General features: G+C 43.6%; 1 protein-coding gene. It reads left to right on the top strand.

Going from position 1 to position 1,232, the window contains the following annotated elements:
• The first annotated feature begins 57 nt into the window (after positions 1-57).
• A complete protein-coding gene (locus AAC155_RS24180) occupies positions 58-1,095 on the top strand; it encodes an IS5 family transposase (protein WP_113044417.1) in 1,038 nt (345 codons plus the stop codon).
• The last annotated feature ends 137 nt before the right edge of the window (positions 1,096-1,232 follow it).

The raw sequence follows: 1,232 nt of genomic DNA, 5'->3' as shown, positions 1-1,232 counted from the left end.
CCACAAAATTGAGTAAAATGTAGGCACAGTACATCTCTGCAAGGTAGCGCTGTCATGATACCGCCTCGTTCTGCTTTAAAAAAAGACAAGCTGGCATCCGAATATCACCGTCGAAAAATCGATGAATTAGGTGATCCGCTACTTGTTCTTGATAAGTATGTTGATTTCTCGGCACTGGCTGACACCATAGACCTTGTCGCGCCACGTATTATTTCTCCCAAAGGTGGACGCCCGCCATTCCCGACTGAGGTGATGGTTCGCATCATTATCCTGAAACATTTCCATAATCTTTCCGATGAAAAGATGGAATATCAATTGCTTGACCGAATGAGCTGGCAACGTTTTTGTCGCTTGACCGATGTCATTAATATTCCAGACCGTAACACGATTTGGTGTTTCGAAAAACGGATTGGCCAGGCAGGTGCCAGAGCGTTGTTTGAAGAGGCGAAGCATCAGCTTTCGACACAGGGATTCATTCCTAGAGGGGGTCAAATCATTGATGCCACGTTGATTCCAGTTCCTAAGCAGCACAATAAGAAGGAAGAGAATGAACAAATCCGTCAGGGTAAAACCCCGGATAACTGGACAGCAAACAAACGATGCCAGAAAGACACCGAGGCAACCTGGACGAAAAAGAACGGTAAAAGTTATTTTGGCTATAAACTGACCATTAATGTCGATACAAAATATAAAGTGATCCGCCACATCGCGACAGGAACCGCAGCTGTCCATGATAGCCAGTTTTTTGAAGCCGTTTTGGAGCGGTCAAATACAAGTCGGGACATTTATGCTGATAAAGGGTATGCCAGCCAGATGCGTGAACGTGCGCTGAAGGAACAGGGCTATCGTGTTCATATTCAGAGGAAAGCGTCACGCAATAAGCCCTTATCAGACTGTCAGAAAGGCCGAAATAAGAAAATAGCGAAAACCCGGGCACGAGTAGAACATATCTTTGGCTCATTCTCTCAGATGGGTGAAAAATTTATCCGAACGATAGGCCAGCTGCGAGCCACTTTTGCGATGACTCTGAAGGCAACCTGCTATAATTTACAACGTTTGGTTTATTTTGGAAAATCCGGCATTCATGCCTTTTAATTCCGGTATGTGATGAAAAAGCGATGAGTTTATTTTTTCCCCTGAAAAAGCAAGAAAAAGTCATACACAATAAGGTCATTTATTGGTGAGTGCAAAATTGATCTTATTTTTTGTATTGAGAGTTTTTAGAGGTTCCC

This window comes from Photorhabdus sp. HUG-39 (assembly GCF_963878365.1).
In the GTDB taxonomy this organism is placed as follows: Bacteria; Pseudomonadota; Gammaproteobacteria; order Enterobacterales; family Enterobacteriaceae; genus Photorhabdus; species Photorhabdus kayaii.
This window is presented reverse-complemented; position numbering and strand designations above follow the sequence as displayed.